We start from the raw sequence: 16,828 nt of genomic DNA, 5'->3' as shown, positions 1-16,828 counted from the left end.
GGTCGTCTCGCTCTCAGCCGTTCTCGCCGCCGGCGTCCCCGCTCCGTGAGGTCTCCCAGGCCGCCGGTCCGGCACTCCCCGCCATGTACTCCTCGAGGGGGACAGCGCCCGCCGCCCAGGCGGCCAGCACCGGGTCGATGACGCGCCAGCAGTCCTCCGCGGTGTCGCCGCGGACCGAGAGGAGGGGGTCGCCCTCCAGAACCCCGTCGAGGACCTCGCCGTACGGCAGCAGGTCCGGCGCGTTGAGGTCGGCGTCGAGGGTCACACGGTTGAGCGTCAGCACGTCGCCGGGGCCGTTGACGTCGACCTCGAGCTGGAGGGTGTCCGGGCCGAACCCGACGCGCAGCCGCGTGGGGGCATCAGAACCGAGGAACCCCACCGGAAGGTGCGGTACGGGCCGGAAGGTGACCACCGCCTCCTTGCGCTTCCTCCCGAGGCCCTTGCCCGAGCGCAGCACGAACGGAACGCCCGCCCACCGCCAGCTGTCGACGCGCACCTCGACTTCAGCGAGAGTCTCAGTGCTGCGTGCGGGGTCCACGCCCGGCTCGGCAGCGTAGTCGGGGACCGGCCGTTCGCCGATGCTGCCCGAGGTGTACCGGGCCCGGCGCGTCGACTCGGTATAGGGGTGCGGGACGCGCGCGCTGCGCAGGACCGTGCTGACCGCGTCCCGGAGGTCCCGCTCGTGGAGGGCCGCCGGCGCGTCGAGCGCGATGAGCGCGAGGACGTGCAGGAGGTGGCTCTGCACCATGTCCCGCAGCGCGCCGGCCGTGTCGTAGTAGCCAGCCCGCCCCTCGAGGGCCAGATCCTCGTCGAAGACGATCTCCACCTTCTCGATGTGGTCCCGGTTCCACACGGGCTCGAGCACCCGGTTGGCGAAGCGCAGCCCGAGGATGTTCAGCACCGTTCCCTTGCCCAGGAAGTGGTCCACGCGGAACACCTGCTGCTCGGGGACAAGCCGACGGAGGATGGCGTTGAGCGCCTCAGCGCTCTGTTCCCCGGTGCCGAACGGCTTCTCGAGCACCAGGCGGGTCCCTGCGGGGAGGTCCGCATGGGAGAGGAGGGAGCAGGCCTTCTCGGTGATCGAGGGCGGGAGGGCGAAGTACACGGCGACCGGCGGCGTGAGGGAGCCGATGAGCGATGCGAGGGCGCCGGGCGCCGTGACGTCGATCTGGCGGTACGCGGCCTCGGTGCGGAGACGCCGGAGAGCCGCGCGGCCGGCGTCGTCCGCTGCCGTGAGGGCCTTCTCCGTGGCGGCGTGGACGCGTTCGGACCACTGCTGGTCGGTCCACGCCTCGTGGCCCGCGCCCACCACGACGAGGTCCGGGTGCCGGCCGGTGGCGAGGAGCTGGGCGAGTCCGGGAAGCAGCAGGCGGCCCGTGAGGTCGCCCGACGCGCCGAGGATGAGCAGCGTCCGGGTGGGTGTCGCGGTGGTCTCAGTCGCAGTCACGAGTGCCAGCATGCCATTCGGCCCGCACCAGTTGGTACCCTTGAAAGCTGGAGCCGCGGCGCGTCGGGTGTGCCCTCATGCGCACGGCGCCGGTCCGGACAGACACCCGATACTGAAAGAAGTGCACTCCGCGTGTTCAATTCCCTCTCGGATCGCCTGACAGCCACCTTCAAGAACCTCCGCGGCAAGGGCAGGCTGAGCGAGGCGGACGTCGATGCCACGGTCCGCGAGATCCGCCGTGCGCTGCTCGACGCCGACGTCGCCGTCCCGGTCGTGCGCGACTTCGCGGCCAGGATCCGTGAGCGTGCCCTGGGCGAGGAGGTCTCGGGTGCGCTCAACCCGAGCCAGCAGGTCGTCAAGATCGTCAACGAGGAGCTCGTCGGGATCCTCGGCGGCGAGACGCGCCGGCTCCGCCTGGCCAAGAACCCGCCGAGCGTCATCATGCTCGCCGGCCTCCAGGGCGCGGGCAAGACGACCCTCGCGGGCAAGCTCGCGAAGTGGCTCAAGGGCCAGGGCCACTCGCCCATCCTCGTCGCCGCCGACCTGCAGCGGCCCAACGCCGTCACCCAGCTCCAGGTGGTCGGCCAGCGCGCCGGCGTCGCCGTCTATGCGCCGCACCCCGGGGTGCAGTCGGAGTTCGAAGCCGCCACCGGCGATCCGGTCGCCGTCGCACGCGACGGCGTCGCCGAGGCACGGGCGAAGCTCCACGACGTGGTAATCGTCGACACGGCCGGCCGCCTCGGCGTCGATGCCGAGATGATGCAGCAGGCCGCGGACATCCGAGCGGCCGTCAACCCGGACGAGGTCCTGTTCGTCATCGACGCGATGATCGGCCAGGACGCGGTCACCACCGCGAAGGCCTTCGAGGAAGGCGTCGACTTCACCGGCGTCGTGCTCTCCAAGCTCGACGGCGACGCCCGCGGCGGCGCGGCCCTCTCGGTCGCGTCCGTGACGGGCCGCCCGGTCATGTTCGCGTCCACCGGCGAGGGCCTCGATGACTTCGAGCTGTTCCACCCGGACCGCATGGCCTCGCGCATCCTCGACATGGGCGACATCCTCACGCTCATCGAGCAGGCCGAGAAGAGCTGGGACAAGGACGAAGCCGCCCGGATGGCGAAGAAGTTCGCCGACCAGGAGGACTTCACCCTCGAGGACTTCCTCTCGCAGATGCAGCAGATCCGCAAGATGGGCTCGATGAAGAAGATGCTCATGATGATGCCGGGTGCGCAGAACATGCGGCAGCAGCTCGAGCAGTTCGACGAGCGTGAGATCGACCGCGTCGAGGCCATCGTCCGCTCGATGACGCCGCACGAGCGCCTCGCGCCCAAGATCATCAACGGCTCCCGCCGCGCCCGCATCGCGAAGGGCTCGGGCGTGCACGTCTCGGAGGTCAACGGCCTCCTCGAGCGCTTCGGCCAGGCGCAGAAGATGATGCGCAAGATGGCGTCCGGCGGCGGCATCCCCGGCATGCCGGGCATGCCCGGACCGGGCGGCTTCGGCGGCTCCAAAAAGGGGCCGGCCAAGGGCAAGAAGAAGGCCAAGTCGGGCAACCCTGCCAAGGCAGCCCAGCAAGCGCGGGAGGCTGAGGCACGGCGCGCGGCCGGGGCGTCGAAGGCGCTCGGTTCGCAGGGCTCGGCCTTCGGCGCCCAGCAGGGCCAGGACTTCGACCCCTCGAGCCTCAACCTGCCCAAGGGCTTCGAGAAGTTCCTCGGCAAGTAGGGGGGGTCCATTCGCGGCCGAAGCACGACGGTCGCCCGAAGCACGACGACGGAAGGGGTGCCTCCCAGCGGGAGGCGCCCCTTCGCCGTCGTCCACCCCGCCCCGCCGAGGTCACCCCGTGTGGCGCCGAGGTCACCCCGTGTGGCGCCGAGGTCACCCAGTGGCCGCGTTCTGCAGTGCGGCACGGGGTGACCTCGAGCCCAGAAGGGGTGACCTCGAGCCCAGAAGGGGTGACCTCGGGCGCAGAGGGGGTGACTTCGGCCGCAGAGGGGGTGACCTCGCGGGACCGGGCTACTCGGGTGCGCCCACCGAGATCGTCTCCGGCAGGTACACCTTGCCGCCCTGGGCGAGGAACTCCGCGGACTTCTCGGCCATGCCGGCGGCGATCGCCTCCTGCGCCGACTTGGAGCCGAACTCGTTGCGGATGTCCTGGGAGATGCGCATCGAGCAGAACTTCGGCCCGCACATCGAGCAGAAATGGGCCGTCTTGGCCGGCTCCGCCGGGAGCGTCTCGTCGTGGAACGCCTCGGCCGTGGCCGGGTCGAGCGAGAGGGAGAACTGGTCCCTCCAGCGGAACTCGAAGCGCGCCTTCGAGAGGGCGTCGTCGCGCTCGTGCGCCCCGGGGTGGCCCTTGGCGAGATCGGCGGCGTGGGCGGCGATCTTGTACGTGATCACACCGGTCTTCACGTCGTCCTTGTTCGGCAGGCCGAGGTGCTCCTTCGGCGTCACGTAGCACAGCATCGCGGTGCCGTACCGGGCGATCTCGGTCGCGCCGATGGCCGAGGTGATGTGGTCGTAGCCCGGCGCCACGTCCGTGACGAGGGGACCCAAGGTGTAGAACGGGGCGCCGTCACACAGCTCCTGCTGCCGCTCGATGTTCTCGCGCACGAGGTGGAACGGGATGTGCCCCGGCCCCTCGACCATGACCTGGACGTCGTACTCCCAGGCCCGCTTGGTGAGCTCGGCGAGCGTGTCGAGCTCGGCGAACTGCGCGGCGTCGTTCGCGTCGGCGGTGGAGCCGGGGCGGAGGCCGTCGCCGAGCGAGAACGCGACGTCGTACTGGGCGAAGATCTCGCACAGCTCGTCGAAGTGGGTGTACAGGAAGTTCTCCTCGTGGTGCGCGAGGCACCACCCCGCCATGATCGAGCCGCCGCGCGAGACGATCCCGGTGACGCGCTCGGCCGTGAGCGGCACATAGCGCAGGAGCACGCCGGCGTGGATGGTCATGTAGTCCACGCCCTGCTCGCACTGCTCGATGACCGTGTCACGGAAGACCTCCCACGTCAGCGCGGAGGCGTCGCCGTTGACCTTCTCGAGGGCCTGGTAGATCGGCACCGTGCCGATCGGGACGGGGGAGTTGCGGACAATCCACTCACGCGTGGTGTGGATGTCGTCGCCCGTGGAGAGGTCCATGACCGTGTCCGCGCCCCACTTCGTGGCCCACTGGAGCTTGTCGACCTCCTCCGCGATCGAGGACGTCACCGCGGAGTTGCCGATGTTGGCATTGATCTTGACCAGGAACGCCTTGCCGATGATCATCGGCTCCGACTCGGGGTGGTTGATGTTGGACGGGATGATGGCCCGGCCCGCCGCGACCTCGGAGCGGACCAGCTCCACGTCGCAGTTCTCCCGCAGCGCCACGAACCGCATCTCGGGCGTGACGACGCCGGCGCGCGCGTAGTGCATCTGCGTCACCCGCCGCCCGGGCTTCGCGCGCAGCGGGACGGGCTTGGCGCCCTTCCATTCGGCCGACGCCGCGCCCCGCCGCAGGGCCGAGCGGCCGTCGTCGAGGAGGTTGCGCCCGCGGCCTTCATACGCCTCGGTGTCCGCCCGCTCGGCGATCCACGCGGCGCGGTAGGCCGGGAGCCCGACGACCGGGTCGCTTCCCGGACCCGATGTCCGGTAGACCCGCAGCGGGGCGTTGGCCTCGCCATTGGGGGAGTCGTCGAGCGCGATCTCGGTGACCGGGACGCGGATCGCATGCTCGGCATCCTCGAGGAACGCGAGCGAGTGGGCAGGGTGCTGTTCTTGCAGGTTCTCAGTGCTCAAGGGAAAGCTCTCACTTCCTACGCCGGCATGACCCGGACAGGTTCGACGGTCGCAGGCCGCGTCAGCCCGATCTCAGCCCTTGCGAGGGCACCCGTGTGGACGCGTTGGACCCTAGCACGCCCGATACTCTGGGCGCATGCATGACGTGGTTCACCTGACCGGTCCCGTGCTCGCCGGGCTCGACGACGAGCGGCCCGAGGCGTGGATCGTCGACGGTCGTATCACCTACCACCGCCCGGCGCAGGAGCCGTCAGAGGCGGTGGGCGGCTGGGTGCTGCCCGGCCTCGTCGACGCGCACTGCCACCTCGGGCTCGTGGCCGGCGGCGCCGCGGCCGACGGCGAGACGCTCGCCCAGGCGCGGACAGAGGCTGCCGCCGGGGTCCTCCTGGTCCGGGACTGCGGCAGCCCCGCCGACACCCGCTGGCTCCAGGCGCGGGACGACGTGCCCCGACTCGTGCGGGCCGGGCGCCATCTGGCCCGGCGCCGTCGCTACCTGCGCGGGCTCGCCGTCGAGGTCGAGCCGGAGGACCTCGTCGAGGCGGTGCGCAAGGAAGCCCTGGCGGGGGACGGATGGGTCAAGCTCGTCGCGGACTGGATCGACCGCGATGCCGGCGACCTGGCACCCGCCTTCCCGCCCGACGTCGTGCGCGCGGCCGTCGCGGCCGCGCATGCCGAGGGCGCACGCGTCACGGCCCATACCTTCGCGGAGGAGACGATCGATCACCTGCTCGACGCCGGCATCGACTGCCTCGAGCACGCGACGGGGCTCCAGGAGCGGCACATCCCGCGTCTCGCGGAGGCGCGGATCCCCATCGTGCCGACCCTGGTCAACGTCGCGACCTTCCCGGAGATCGCGGCGCGGGGCGAGGCGAAGTTCCCGCGCTACGCGGCCCACATGCGCGCTCTCTGGGAACGGCGCCACGAGCGTGTCGCGCTCGCGCACACGGCGGGGGTGCCGGTCTATGCCGGCACCGACGCCGGCAGCGTGATCGCGCACGGCCGGATCGCGGACGAGATCGGCGAGCTCGCCGGCGCCATCGGCCCGGCCGCCGCGGTCGACGCCGCGGTCTGGGGCGCGCGGGCATGGCTCGGCGCCGCGGGGCTCGCCGAGGGGGACCCCGCCGACGTCGTCATCTCAGCCGGGGACCCCCGCCGGGACGTTTCGGCGCTCCGGGCCCCGCTGCACGTGTTCCGCGGGGGTCGGCGGGCTGCTGCCGCTGGAGAGGCGGACGCGAAAGCCTAGGAGGCGGCGGGACCAGGGAATATCTGCAGTTGATTGAAGCTTCAACAAATCATACACTTGATGCAGACCCGACCACCCAGGAGCACGCCATGACCGTTCCCGCCTCCACCCGAGACCTCCTTCCCGCCGACCTGCAGATGGGCACCGTGATGCTCAAGGTCGGCAGCATGAAGCTCATGCTCGACTACTACGAGCGCGCGCTCGGCCTCGTGCCGTTTGCCGAGACGCTCGGCGGCGTGGTCCTCGGGCGACGGGGCGTGCCGGTCGTGCACCTGAGCCCGGCGGCGGGCCTGCAGATCCCGAGCCGGGGCGAGGCCGGCCTCTTCCACACGGCCATCCTCTTCGACAACCGCGCTGATCTGGCCGCGACTGTCGCCTCCGCCGCGCAGTACAACCCGAGCCTGTACGCGGGCAGCGCCGACCACCTCGTCTCGGAGGCCTTCTACTTCACGGACCCCGAGGGCAATGGGGTGGAGCTGTACTTCGACAAGCCGCGCGAGACGTGGACCTGGAACGGCGACCAGGTTGTCATGGACAGCCTCCCGCTGCCCCCTCAGGCCTTCCTGAACCAGAACCTGACCGAGGCGTCAGTGGGCGGGCAGCGCGAGGCCGCGGCCGGCGTCGGCCACGTCCACCTCCAGGTGGGCGACGTCGCCGCTGCGCACGAGTTCTACGTGCGGACCCTCGGCTTCGAGCAGACGGCCGGATGGCACGGCCAGGCGCTCTTCGTCTCGGCGGGCCGCTACCACCACCACATGGCCATGAACGTGTGGAACTCCCGCGGCGCCGGCCCGCGGAAGGACACGCTGGGCCTCGGCGAGGTGCTCATCAGGGTCCCCGCACAGGACGACCTCGGTGCCGCGGCGGACAGGCTCAAGGTGGCCGGCGTCGCGAGCCACCACACAGGTGCCGAGCTCCGGTTCGAGGACCCGTGGAAGAACCAGATCCGCATGGCCCTCGTGGAAGGCTGATCCGGCCTGCGCTACGCTCAACGTGTCCGCTCCAGACGGGGCGGGCACGTTGTGCCTTTCCGACCAGCGCCGAGCGCATCAGCCGCAGAGGGGGAAGAAGTGTCCGCTCCCAGTCCCTTCGCCGAGGTCTTCGTGTCCACGCACACCCAGGCCCTCGCCCGTGCCGCCCAACTCGACGGCGGTGACGCCCCGGACGACGCCGGGAGCCTCCGCATCCCGGGCGTCTCGGACTACGAGATCGAACAGCTCGGCAGCCTCGTCGGCGCCGCCGTGCACGCCCCCGGCGCGGACTACGAGCTCACCATGGTCGACGTCGCGTCCGACAGCCTCCTCGCAGTCCCCGGCACGATGGTCCGGGCGCTCGCGGAGCTCCTCGCGTACGAATCCGACGAAGGCGAGGGGAACGCCGTCGAGAGCGTCGCCGCGGCATGGGTCGACCAGGAGGACCTTCCCTTCGACGCGCGCGAGGCGTACGACTACGTCGAGCAGCTCGCCAAGCTCGCGACCGACGTCGACGACTCCGACCACCAGGAGCTCTTCGTCTGGGCCGGGTCGTGACCCTGCTGGCCGGCCTCGGCGGGATGGAATGCAAAAGCGCCACATCATCTGGCACAATAGACAGGTACTCGATCCGTGCGGCCCCCTCTCTCCGCGCGCATTGTGTCCATATGAGCCCTGACGAAGTACGGCCCGCCCCACGGGAGCGGAAAAGTCCGGGCTTACCTCATGTGCAGAAACAGGAGTGACCACACCAGTGGCCGTAAAGATTCGACTCAAGCGCTTCGGCAAGATCCGCGCCCCGTACTACCGCATCGTCGTCGCCGACTCGCGCACCAAGCGCGATGGCCGGGCGATCGAGGAGATCGGCAAGTACCACCCGACCGAGCAGCCCTCGTTCATCGAGGTCAACTCCGAGCGCGCCCAGTACTGGCTCGGTGTCGGGGCGCAGCCGACCGAGCAGGTCCAGGCGATCCTCAAGGTCACCGGTGACTGGCAGAAGTTCAAGGGCCTTCCCGGCGCCGAGGGTACCCTCAAGTACCCGAAGGGCAAGGAGCCCTACGTGGCCCCCGAGAAGGGCTCCGTGATCCTTCCCGAGGCCGTCACGCCGAAGGCATCCAAGGCCGACGAGGCCGAGGCCCCTGCCGAGACGACTGAGGCTGAGTAGTTTGCTGGCCGAGGCCCTCGAGCATCTCGTCCGCGGGATCGTCGACAACCCCGATGATGTTGCGGTGGTCGCCAAGAGCAACCGCCGCGGCGACGTCCTCGAGGTGCGCGTCCATCAGGACGACCTCGGGCGCGTCATCGGCCGTCAGGGCCGGACCGCCCGTGCGCTCCGCACGGTCGTCGCGGCCCTCGCCGAGGGTGAGCCGGTGCGGGTCGATGTGATCGATACCGACCGCCGCCGCTAGCCGGCATCCTTTCGAGGTCCTTTTCCGGCCCCTCTGCCCGCTAGGGTGGAGGGGCCGGAGCCGTCTGCGCCCCATCCACCACACTCCCCGAGGAGAGCACACACCCGATGCACGTTCAGGTCGCCCGGATCGGCAAGCCCCACGGAATCCGCGGAGAGGTCACCGTGCAGGTCCTCACCGATGCCCCGCAGGACCGATTCGTCCCCGGTGCCGAGTTCATCGTCGAACCGGCCTCGAACGGCCCGCTGACCCTCCGCGGCGCCCGCTGGAACAAGGACGTCCTCCTGCTGACCTTCGCGGAGGTGCCCGACCGCAACCGCGCGGAGGAGCTCCGCGGGACGCGCCTCTTCGTCGAGACGGACGAGCTCGAGGACGCCGAGGCCGAGGACGAAGGCTGGTACGAGCACGAGCTCGTGGGGCTCCAGGTGCGCATCGAGGGGCGCACGATCGGGACCGTCGCGGCGCTGCAGACGATGCCGGTCCAGGACCTGCTTGTCGTCGACACGCCCGACGGCGAGGTCCTCGTGCCCTTCGTGGAGGAGATTGTGCCCGAGGTCGACGTCGAGGCGGGCTTCGTCGTCGTCACGCCCCCCGCGGGGCTCTTCGAGCTCAACCGCGGGGGCGACGAGGGCGAGCCGGAATCCCCGGCGGGCGGGGAGGACTAGGTGCGGATCGACGTCGTCAGCATCTTCCCCGAGTACCTCGCCCCGCTCAGGCTCTCCCTCCTGGGCCGCGCCCAGGAGGACGGCCTGCTGAGCCTCGCGGTGCACGACCTGCGGGACTTCACCTTCGACCGCCACCGCACGGTCGACGACACGCCCTACGGCGGCGGCGCCGGCATGGTGATGAAGCCCGAGCCGTGGGCGCTCGCGCTCGAACGCGTCCTCGAGGAGCAGCTCGCGCACGACGGCGCCGGGCTGGGACCCGCGCGACGCCGGCCTGTGCTCGTGGTCCCCTCGCCGGCCGGTGAGGTGTTCACGCAGGCCATGGCGTACGAACTCGCGGAGCAGCCGACGCTCGCCTTTGCGTGCGGGCGCTACGAGGGGATCGATGAGCGCGTGCTCGAGTGGGCAGGTGAGCATTTCGATGTCCGGCCGGTAAGCCTCGGCGACTACGTCCTGAATGGGGGAGAGGTCGCGGTCATGGCGATGGTGGAGGCGGTCGGGAGGCTGCTGCCCGGCGTCGTCGGGAACCCCGAGTCGCTCGTCGAGGAGTCGCACGCGGACGGGCTCCTCGAGTATCCGGTCTACACCAAGCCCGCGTCCTGGCGGGGCCACGACGTCCCGGACGTGCTGCTGTCGGGCAACCACGGGAAGATCGCCTCCTGGAGGCTCGAGCAGCAGCTGCGACGGACGGCCGCGCGCCGTCCGGAGCTCCTCGACGGCGCGGACGCCTCCTCCTACGGGAAGTCGGAGCGTGCGGTGCTCCGCGAGCTCGGCTACGAGGTTGCCGACGGCCGGCTCCGGCGCCCCTGAGACTGAACCCCGGTGTGACTCCGGGGCCGCGGGTGTGGCAGAATGGACCGTTGTGTCTGCCGGACATCGGGCCTGCCACAGGGGGCCCGGGTCAACGGCATGTGACACGCCGCCTCGCCGGGTCCTTCGGCTGGCGGTCACGGATTCCGGGCTCCGCCGCATGGACGGGGGAGCCAGCGACCAAAGCGAGTGACCTGTGGCATTCGCCAGGAGAAGATCATGCACATTCTCGACTCCGTCGATGCCGCCTCGCTGCGCTCCGACGTTCCCGCCTTCGGCCCCGGCGACACCATCAAGGTGCACGTGAACATCATCGAGGGCAAGAACACCCGCGTCCAGGTGTTCCAGGGCTTCGTCGTCGGCCGTCAGGGCCACGGCGTCCGCGAGACCTTCACGGTCCGCAAGGTCTCCTTCGGCGTCGGCGTCGAGCGCACCTTCCCGGTGCACTCCCCGATCATCGAGAAGATCGAGCTTGTCACCAAGGGCGACGTCCGCCGCGCCAAGCTCTACTACATGCGCGAGCTCCGCGGCAAGGCCGCCAAGATCAAGGAGAAGCGCGACTTCAGCTCTGCCAAGTAGCCTCAGGCTGCCCAGACGCAGACCGCGCCGTCCATGGTCCGCACCGAACGCCAGTCCCACCGAGTGGGCTGGCGTTCGGTCGTTCTCGCCATGGTCCTGGCCCTTGTCGTGTGGGGTGTCATCCGGGGACTGTTCTTCGACGTCTTCTTCATCCCCTCAGGCTCCATGGAGCCCCTCCTCGCGCCCGGGGACAGGATAGTCGTCGCCCGGACCGCCCTTGATTCCGCGCCGGTGAGCCGGGGCGAGGTCGTCGTGTTCGACGGCCGCGGCTCGTTCGCGCCGCTGGATTCCGGGCGCGGCTGGTTCGGCGACGCCGTGCGGGGCGCCGCCGAGTGGCTGGGCATCGTGGCGAGCGACACGGTCTACGTCAAGAGGGCGGTGGGCGTCGCCGGCGACCACGTGCGCTGCTGCAGCCCGGACGGGCGTCTCGAAGTCAACGGGAAGGCGCTGGACGAGCCCTACCTCTACCCGGGCGACCAGCCCAGCGCCGAGGCGTTCGACGTCGTCGTGCCAGAGGGGCGCCTCTGGCTCCTCGGGGACCACCGCGCCGAATCGGCGGATTCGCGCTCCCTCCTCGGTGCACCGGGCGGGGGACTCGTGCGCACCCAGACCGTGATCGGACGCCCGGTCGCAATCATCTGGCCGCTTGATAGATTGGGCGGGTTGACCGCCGACGCCACCCAGAAGGACCATCAGTGACAAGCACCCCCGGAACCGGCCCCGACGCAGCGGGAACGGGGGCCGAGCCCCACGGCAGCGACGGTCGGCCGGCGAAGCCGACGAAGCGCGCCCGCGGCGGCCTGCTCGGCTGGCTCCGTGAGATCGGCATCATCCTGGCCGTCTCCATCGTCCTCTCCTTCATCATCAAGACCTTCCTCTTCAAGGCCTTCTACATCCCGTCGGAGTCGATGGTGCCCACGCTCGAGGAGAACGACCGCATCTTCGTCAACCTGATGATCCCGCGCAATGCGGCCCTCCAGCGCGGCGACGTGGTGGTCTTCAAGGACACGAAGGGCTGGCTCCCGTCGCTCCCGCCCAGCACACCGAATCCCGTCACCGAAGCGCTCGAGTTCGTCGGGCTCCTGCCTGACACGTCGCAGCAGCACCTCATCAAGCGCGTGATCGGGCTCCCGGGCGACCACGTGGTGTGCTGCGACGCGTCCCAGCACATCACGGTCAACGGGGCACCGCTCACCGAGCCGTACGTCAACCCGGCTGAGACACCTCGCCCGATGCCTTTCGAGGTGACAGTCCCGCAGGGCACCATTTGGGTCATGGGCGACAACCGCAACCACTCGTCCGACTCGCGCTTCCACGACGCGGCGCAGCCCGGCTCGGGCTTCATCTCGCTCGACGACGTCGAGGGGAAGGCGACCGTGATCGCGTGGCCGCTGAACCGGATCCAGGTCCTCGACAACTACCCAGGCACGTTCAGCGCCGTGCCGTCCCCACGATGAGCACCTCGGCAGCACGCGCCGCCCCGGTGAAGCGCCGTGGGCCGGGCGCGCCCGCCCCGACCCTCCGCTTCGTCAACCGGCTGGCCACTGAGTTCGGCCCGCTCATCGCCGGCTGCGACGAGGTGGGCCGTGGGGCTCTGGCGGGCCCTGTCACAGTGGGGATCGTCGTGGTGGATGCGCGGAGTGTCGTGACGCGCACGGTGCTTCGCGACAGCAAGCTCCTGACCCCGGAGCGCCGGGTCGAGCTCGTTCCCCTCGTCCGGTCCTGGGCGGTTGCGGCCGCTGTCGGCCATGCCTCCGCGGAGGAGATCGACGCATTGGGGATTATGGCCGCCCTCCGCCTGGCCGGTGTGCGGGCGCTTGGCGAGGTCTCTGCGGCCGGGATTGTGCCCGATGTCGTGCATCTCGACGGGAACTACGACTGGCTCGGCCGTGGGGGCCAGGGCTCGCTCTTCGAGGAAGCCGTCGAGCTTCCGTCGGTGCCCGTGCGCACCACGATCAAGGCGGATCTGAAGTGCCAGGCGGTCGCAGCCGCGAGCATCCTCGCGAAGGTCGCCCGCGACGCGCTGATGGTGGAGTACGGCACCGACGATCCCCGCTTCAACTGGACCGTCAACAAGGGCTACGCGACACCTGAGCACCGGGCAGCGCTCGTGGAGTTCGGCCCGAGCTCCCTGCACCGGCGCTCGTGGCGTCTGGGTGTGGACGGTCCCGCTGAGGAGTACGACGACGCCGGAGCCGGATTCATCGATGAGGCCTCGCCTCTGGCTGGGGGAAGATAGGACTATGAGCGCCGAAGACCTTGAGAACTACGAGACCGACATGGAGCTCCAGCTCTACCGCGAGTACCGTGACGTGATCTCGCTGTTCAGCTACGTGGTGGAGACCGAGCGCCGCTTCTACCTCGCCAACCATGTGGATCTGCAGGCCCGGTCGGCGGACGGCGAGGTGTACTTTGACCTGACCCTCCAGGACGCCTGGGTCTGGGACGTGTACCGGAGCGCCCGCTTCGTCAAGAGCGTCCGCGTGATCACCTTCAAGGACGTCAACGTCGAAGAGCTTCCGAAGGTTGAGGACCTCGGCCTGCCCAAGGGCGGGCTCGGCACCTAGCCGACTCGACCCGCGTCCGAGGGCCGTTGGTCCTCCACAGGGACCCGTTCCGGCGTGTCGTCCACATAGGGCGGCCGGGCGGGTCCCTTCGTCGTCCCCGGGCGGGAGTCTGGGCTCATGAGAGCGAAGGACAGGCTGGGAGCCCGAGGCGAACGCCTCGCTGAGGAGTATCTGCGGTCGCTGGGAGCGGAGATCCTGGACCGGAACTGGCGGTGCGCCGAAGGGGAGCTCGACATCGTCGCGTCCGATGCCGGCGTCCTGTTTGCGGTGGAGGTGAAGGCCCGCCGCTCGTGGGACTACGGCCATCCCTTCGAAGCTGTGGACCCGGCTAAGCTCGCGCGTCTGGTCCGGCTCTTGGGGCTGTGGGCCCGCGAGCACGGGGCTCAGGGGTGTCAACGCAGGGTCGACGTGGTCGCCGTCACGGGCCCGGCCGGTGAGCAGTCGGTCCTGGAGCACCTCATGGGCGTGGCGTGATGGGCGTCGGCCGCGCGCTCGGGGTCGCACTGGTCGGACTCAACGGCTACCTCGTCGAGGTCGAAGCCGACATCGGCCAGACGCTGCCCAACTTCGTGCTGCTCGGGCTGCCCGATTCGGCGCTCAACGAGGCCCGGGAGCGGATCCGCAGCGCCGCGCACAACAGCGGGCTTCCGTTGAGCAGGCGGAAGCTGACCGTCAACCTCATCCCGGCGTCGCTTCCCAAACGGGGCACCGGGTTCGATCTGGCCATAGCGATTGCGTCTCTCGCAGCAGCCGGCGATCTCAGGCCACCCCTGGGGGTGGTCTTCCTCGCCGAGCTCGGGCTCGACGGACAGCTGCGGCCGCTGCGGGGCGTCCTCCCTGCAGTCATGGCGGCGGTGCGGGCCGGGCGCCCGGACGTGGTGGTGGCCTCGGGCAACGCCCAGGAGGCGTCCCTTGTCCCCGGCGCCCGGGTCCACGCCTACAGCTCCCTCGGCCAGCTCGCGCTCGAGCTCGGCGCGGACCCGAAGGCAGTCGAGCTGCCGTCGGCGGACCCTGTCGAGACGGCGTCACAGGCCCCGCCTGCCGTGCCCCTGCTGTCCGTGCCCGACCTCCGGGATGTCGCGGGGCAGTCCGAGGCGCGGGCGGCAGTCGAGGTGGCAGCGGCCGGCGCCCATCACCTGCTCCTCGTCGGGTCGCCCGGCGCTGGGAAGACGATGCTCGCAGAACGGCTCCCTGGAGTCCTGCCGGACCTCGACGACGAGGGCGCCATGGAGGTCACCGCGATCCACTCCCTCTCCGTCGACCCCGCCGCGCAGCGGTCCCTGATCAGGCGGCCGCCGTTCGAGAGTCCGCACCACACGGCCAGTGCGCCGGCGATCATCGGCGGCGGTTCGGGAGTGCCGAGGCCGGGAGCGGCCTCCCGTGCGCATCGCGGCGTGCTGTTCCTCGACGAGGCGCCCGAATACGAGCGACGCGTTCTGGACTCCCTGCGCCAGCCCCTCGAGTCGGGCGAAGTCGTGGTCCACCGCGCGGCCGGGACCGCCGCGTACCCGGCGAGGTTCCAGCTTGTGCTCGCCGCCAACCCCTGCCCCTGTGGCCAAGGGACCGGCAAGGGGCTCGAATGCACCTGCACGGCCCAGGCCAAACGGCGGTACTTCGGACGCATCTCAGGCCCGCTCCTCGACCGCGTCGATATCCAGTTGGCAGTCCGAAAGGTGGGGGCGGCGGATCTCGGCGGCACGTCTCCGGGCGAGTCGACGGCAGAGGTCGCAACCCGCGTGCTCCGCGCCCGGGCCCATCAGGCTGAGCGACTGGCGCCGTACGGCCTCGAGACGAACTCGCAGGTGCCCGGGCGGCTTCTGCGGGGACGCTTCCGTCTCGACGCGGGCAGCACGTCCTCGCTCGAGCGGGCGATGACGGCGAACACCCTCACTGCCCGCGGCTACGACCGCGTCCTCCGCCTCGCGTGGAGTATCGCGGATCTCGCAGGCCTCGACCGGCCCGGCGCCGACGAGGTCGGTCAGGCTCTCCTGCTGCGCCAGCCCGTGGCGGCGGCATGAACAGCACCTACCAGACACGAGGCGGCGGACTGGGCGTCGCAGAGGGAGAGACCATGGACGACGTTCGCATCGCCCGAGCCGCGCTGTCGAGGCTCTTCGAGCCGATGGATGGAGTGGGAACCGCCCTCGTGGAGGTGCTTGGCCCCGTCGAGGCACTGAGAATCGCAGTCGGAGAGGTCACCCCGCCTGCTGCGCTGACCGCGGTGGCGGCCGGTACGGAGGGGGCACACTCCGGCCCGGGCCGGCAGGGCTCAGCCAGCCGGGATGCGTCTGCGAGCCTCCAGACGGCCCTCGAGCGGTGGCGGCCCCGCGTCGCGCACCTGGCGCCTGAGCGCGACCTGGAGACGATCGCCCGATTCGGCGGGCGGCTCGTCATCCCTGAGGACGGAGAGTGGCCCGAGGGGCTCAGCGATCTCGGCATCGACGCTCCTCTCTGCCTCTGGGTCCGGGGTGAGGAGCCGCTGCCGGATACGCGGAAGTCCGTGGCGATCGTCGGCTCGCGGGACGCGACCGGCTACGGACTCTCGGTCGCCGGAGAGCTGGCGAAGGGCCTCGCGGACCGGGGAATCACCGTGGTCAGCGGTGGTGCCTACGGCATCGACGGGCAGGCGCACAGAGGTGCCCTCGCGTCTGCAGCCCGGTCCCTGCCGACCATTGCCGTCATGGCTGGAGGCGCCGACCGTTACTACCCCTCCGGACATGAGGATCTGCTGCGGGAAATCGCCCGGCGCGGCCTGGTGGTCTCCGAGGTGCCCCCCGGCTCCGCGCCGACCAAGCACAGGTTCCTCAAGCGCAACCGGCTCATCGCTGCGCTGTCCTCCGCCACGGTCGTGGTCGAGGCGCGCTGGCGGTCGGGAGCGCTCAGCACTGCCCGGAGGGCGGCCGACCTGGGCAGGAACGTCGCAGCTGTTCCGGGATCGGTCTACAGCGCGAACTCGGCAGGCTGCCACGCCCTCCTGCGCGACGGGGCGACCTGCGTTGTGGACGAGAAGGAGGTCTATGAACTGCTGGCGCCTGCCGGCGAGGGCCTCGTCGAGGATCCGCAGGGTCCCCCTGCTCCCCACGACGGGCTGTCGCTCGTGGACCTTGCGGTGCTTGAGGCTCTTCCGATGCGGCGTGGGGCAGAGGTGGAGCGGCTCGCTGTCGTGGCGGGGCTGAGCGAGGCCGAGGTCCGGGCCGGTCTGGGTCGCCTCGCGCTCGAGGGGCTCTGTGAGCGGACCGACGAGGGATGGCGCAGGACGAAGCGCGGGTAAGCGATGCAGCTGGGGCAGGCACCGCTGGGCGCGACGCGCGTGTCGGCTTGCGGGGAACGGGGAGCACAGCCAGAGTGGCAGGGGAGCAGGAGCAGGCC

General features: G+C 70.6%; 18 protein-coding genes and 1 riboswitch. Of the genes, 16 read left to right on the top strand and 2 right to left on the bottom strand.

Features of this window, described 5'->3' with window-relative positions; translation table 11 throughout:
* Window positions 1-13: 13 nt before the first annotated feature.
* Window positions 14-1,447 (bottom strand): glucose-6-phosphate dehydrogenase, encoded by a 1,434-nt coding sequence (locus ACQ5BE_RS02950; RefSeq protein ID WP_430295404.1) that lies wholly within the window; start codon window positions 1,445-1,447, stop codon window positions 14-16.
* Between the two features lie 132 nt (window positions 1,448-1,579).
* Here ACQ5BE_RS02950 and ffh point away from each other — a divergent pair, with 132 nt between their 5' ends.
* A complete protein-coding gene (gene ffh / locus ACQ5BE_RS02945) occupies window positions 1,580-3,166 on the top strand; it encodes a signal recognition particle protein (RefSeq protein ID WP_430295402.1) in 1,587 nt (528 codons plus the stop codon).
* A 291-nt stretch (window positions 3,167-3,457) separates the two neighbouring features.
* Here the strand turns inward: ffh and thiC are convergent, their stop codons facing one another.
* Complete coding sequence (gene thiC / locus ACQ5BE_RS02940; RefSeq protein ID WP_430295401.1) at window positions 3,458-5,215, bottom strand: phosphomethylpyrimidine synthase ThiC; 1,758 nt, start codon at window positions 5,213-5,215, stop codon at window positions 3,458-3,460.
* A riboswitch (TPP riboswitch) is annotated at window positions 5,213-5,320 on the bottom strand. (Overlaps the previous gene by 3 nt.)
* Window positions 5,321-5,351: 31 nt before the next feature.
* On the opposite strand from thiC, the gene ACQ5BE_RS02935 reads away from it, so the two are divergent.
* The 15 genes from ACQ5BE_RS02935 to dprA all read left to right on the top strand — a co-directional run bounded on the left by ACQ5BE_RS02935 (window position 5,352) and on the right by dprA (window position 16,730).
* Window positions 5,352-6,458, top strand: coding sequence for an amidohydrolase family protein (locus ACQ5BE_RS02935; RefSeq protein WP_430295400.1), 1,107 nt, complete (start codon window positions 5,352-5,354; stop codon window positions 6,456-6,458).
* An 89-nt stretch (window positions 6,459-6,547) separates the two neighbouring features.
* Window positions 6,548-7,429, top strand: a complete 882-nt coding sequence (locus tag ACQ5BE_RS02930) for a VOC family protein (protein ID WP_430295399.1) — start codon at window positions 6,548-6,550, stop codon at window positions 7,427-7,429.
* Between the two features lie 99 nt (window positions 7,430-7,528).
* Window positions 7,529-7,987 carry a hypothetical protein gene (locus ACQ5BE_RS02925; protein ID WP_208712747.1) on the top strand — a complete coding sequence of 153 codons (459 nt, stop codon included), beginning with the start codon at window positions 7,529-7,531 and terminating at the stop codon, window positions 7,985-7,987.
* 196 nt (window positions 7,988-8,183) lie between these two features.
* The gene (rpsP, locus tag ACQ5BE_RS02920) at window positions 8,184-8,594 is read left to right on the top strand and encodes a 30S ribosomal protein S16 (protein WP_208712746.1); all 411 of its coding nucleotides are present in this window, start codon (window positions 8,184-8,186) and stop codon (window positions 8,592-8,594) included.
* A gap of 1 nt (window position 8,595) precedes the next feature.
* Window positions 8,596-8,838 (top strand): RNA-binding protein, encoded by a 243-nt coding sequence (locus tag ACQ5BE_RS02915; protein WP_208712745.1) that lies wholly within the window; start codon window positions 8,596-8,598, stop codon window positions 8,836-8,838.
* A gap of 107 nt (window positions 8,839-8,945) precedes the next feature.
* A complete protein-coding gene (gene rimM, locus ACQ5BE_RS02910) occupies window positions 8,946-9,503 on the top strand; it encodes a ribosome maturation factor RimM (protein ID WP_430295398.1) in 558 nt (185 codons plus the stop codon).
* The gene (trmD, locus tag ACQ5BE_RS02905) at window positions 9,504-10,313 is read left to right on the top strand and encodes a tRNA (guanosine(37)-N1)-methyltransferase TrmD (protein WP_430295397.1); all 810 of its coding nucleotides are present in this window, start codon (window positions 9,504-9,506) and stop codon (window positions 10,311-10,313) included.
* Between the two features lie 219 nt (window positions 10,314-10,532).
* The gene (gene rplS, locus ACQ5BE_RS02900) at window positions 10,533-10,892 is read left to right on the top strand and encodes a 50S ribosomal protein L19 (protein WP_208712742.1); all 360 of its coding nucleotides are present in this window, start codon (window positions 10,533-10,535) and stop codon (window positions 10,890-10,892) included.
* Window positions 10,893-10,925: 33 nt separating this feature from the next.
* Entirely contained in the window at window positions 10,926-11,591 is a 666-nt protein-coding gene (lepB, locus tag ACQ5BE_RS02895) for a signal peptidase I (RefSeq protein WP_430295396.1), read from the top strand.
* Window positions 11,588-12,349 carry a signal peptidase I gene (lepB, locus tag ACQ5BE_RS02890; RefSeq protein ID WP_430295395.1) on the top strand — a complete coding sequence of 254 codons (762 nt, stop codon included), beginning with the start codon at window positions 11,588-11,590 and terminating at the stop codon, window positions 12,347-12,349. The genes lepB (ACQ5BE_RS02895) and lepB (ACQ5BE_RS02890) overlap by 4 nt, the downstream gene beginning before the upstream one ends.
* A complete protein-coding gene (locus ACQ5BE_RS02885) occupies window positions 12,346-13,131 on the top strand; it encodes a ribonuclease HII (RefSeq protein WP_430295394.1) in 786 nt (261 codons plus the stop codon). The genes lepB (ACQ5BE_RS02890) and ACQ5BE_RS02885 overlap by 4 nt, the downstream gene beginning before the upstream one ends.
* 4 nt (window positions 13,132-13,135) lie before the next feature.
* Window positions 13,136-13,459: a DUF2469 domain-containing protein gene (locus tag ACQ5BE_RS02880; RefSeq protein ID WP_208712739.1), complete on the top strand. Its 324-nt coding sequence runs from the start codon at window positions 13,136-13,138 to the stop codon at window positions 13,457-13,459.
* Window positions 13,460-13,576: 117 nt separating this feature from the next.
* Window positions 13,577-13,933: a YraN family protein gene (locus ACQ5BE_RS02875; protein ID WP_430295393.1), complete on the top strand. Its 357-nt coding sequence runs from the start codon at window positions 13,577-13,579 to the stop codon at window positions 13,931-13,933.
* Window positions 13,933-15,477, top strand: a complete 1,545-nt coding sequence (locus tag ACQ5BE_RS02870) for a YifB family Mg chelatase-like AAA ATPase (RefSeq protein WP_430295392.1) — start codon at window positions 13,933-13,935, stop codon at window positions 15,475-15,477. The genes ACQ5BE_RS02875 and ACQ5BE_RS02870 overlap by 1 nt, the downstream gene beginning before the upstream one ends.
* 53 nt (window positions 15,478-15,530) lie before the next feature.
* Window positions 15,531-16,730, top strand: a complete 1,200-nt coding sequence (gene dprA / locus ACQ5BE_RS02865; RefSeq protein WP_430295391.1) for a DNA-processing protein DprA — start codon at window positions 15,531-15,533, stop codon at window positions 16,728-16,730.
* Window positions 16,731-16,828: the final 98 nt, after the last annotated feature.

The organism is Sinomonas sp. B1-1, assembly GCF_050474465.1.
GTDB lineage: Bacteria > Actinomycetota > Actinomycetes > Actinomycetales > Micrococcaceae > Sinomonas > Sinomonas flava.
This window is presented reverse-complemented; position numbering and strand designations above follow the sequence as displayed.

Bases quoted from the DNA above. Each gene is read 5' to 3' on its own strand.
- ACQ5BE_RS02870 (WP_430295392.1), top strand. From the start codon at position 13,933: ATGGGCGTCGGCCGCGCGCTCGGGGTCGCACTGGTCGGACTCAACGGC.
- ACQ5BE_RS02885 (WP_430295394.1), top strand. From the start codon at position 12,346: ATGAGCACCTCGGCAGCACGCGCCGCCCCGGTGAAGCGCCGTGGGCCG.
- rplS (WP_208712742.1), top strand. From the start codon at position 10,533: ATGCACATTCTCGACTCCGTCGATGCCGCCTCGCTGCGCTCCGACGTT.
- ACQ5BE_RS02935 (WP_430295400.1), top strand. From the start codon at position 5,352: ATGCATGACGTGGTTCACCTGACCGGTCCCGTGCTCGCCGGGCTCGAC.
- ACQ5BE_RS02880 (WP_208712739.1), top strand. From the start codon at position 13,136: ATGAGCGCCGAAGACCTTGAGAACTACGAGACCGACATGGAGCTCCAG.
- ACQ5BE_RS02930 (WP_430295399.1), top strand. From the start codon at position 6,548: ATGACCGTTCCCGCCTCCACCCGAGACCTCCTTCCCGCCGACCTGCAG.
- lepB (WP_430295396.1), top strand. From the start codon at position 10,926: ATGGTCCGCACCGAACGCCAGTCCCACCGAGTGGGCTGGCGTTCGGTC.
- rimM (WP_430295398.1), top strand. From the start codon at position 8,946: ATGCACGTTCAGGTCGCCCGGATCGGCAAGCCCCACGGAATCCGCGGA.
- ACQ5BE_RS02875 (WP_430295393.1), top strand. From the start codon at position 13,577: ATGAGAGCGAAGGACAGGCTGGGAGCCCGAGGCGAACGCCTCGCTGAG.
- dprA (WP_430295391.1), top strand. From the start codon at position 15,531: ATGGACGACGTTCGCATCGCCCGAGCCGCGCTGTCGAGGCTCTTCGAG.